Annotated in this window: 1 protein-coding gene; it reads right to left on the bottom strand. The window is 37.2% G+C overall.

What is annotated here, in order from left to right:
- Positions 1 to 319: outer membrane beta-barrel protein (locus ENE75_RS26055; protein ID WP_158289101.1), on the bottom strand; the 319-nt coding region annotated here is incomplete at its 3' end.
- Positions 320 to 462 lie beyond the last annotated feature (143 nt).

Raw genomic sequence — 462 nt, 5'->3', positions numbered from 1 at the left:
GGCCGAAACCTAAATCTGCAACAGCACTTACTTTATCGCCTGCATGTTCAAATTTAACAGATGCCATACCAATAGCAAATGTGTTGTTTGCATTTGTAAAGCTTGTTCTGTTGTTAGAACCTTGTTTAGCGAAGTCGTATTTGAAATATGTATCTGCAGAACCACTAATGGTTAAAGCCGGTTTTTTTTCTGGTTCATCTGCTGCTGCCGCTGTTGAATCAGTTGGCGGAGTTACTTTTTCGAGCGATGAATTTTGTTGAGCGAAAGACAATAAGGTAACACACAGGAAAGACCCCGATGCGAAGAATTTTCGTAACATTGTAATTGATTTTAAGTGTTAATAAGGGTACAGCACATCTGTTGCGTCAACAGCAGATTATTATGCTGTACCTTTTTTTTCTAATGGAAATCGATATTTAATAATGTGATTATTCAGAAATCTGATCTGCTTCTTCTTCTTTC

The sequence above is a fragment of the Rubrivivax albus genome, from assembly GCF_004016515.1.
GTDB classification, from domain to species: domain Bacteria; phylum Pseudomonadota; class Gammaproteobacteria; order Burkholderiales; family Burkholderiaceae_C; genus Rubrivivax; species Rubrivivax albus.
Note: the sequence above shows the minus strand (reverse complement) of the source record. Positions and strands in the feature narration are given on the sequence as shown.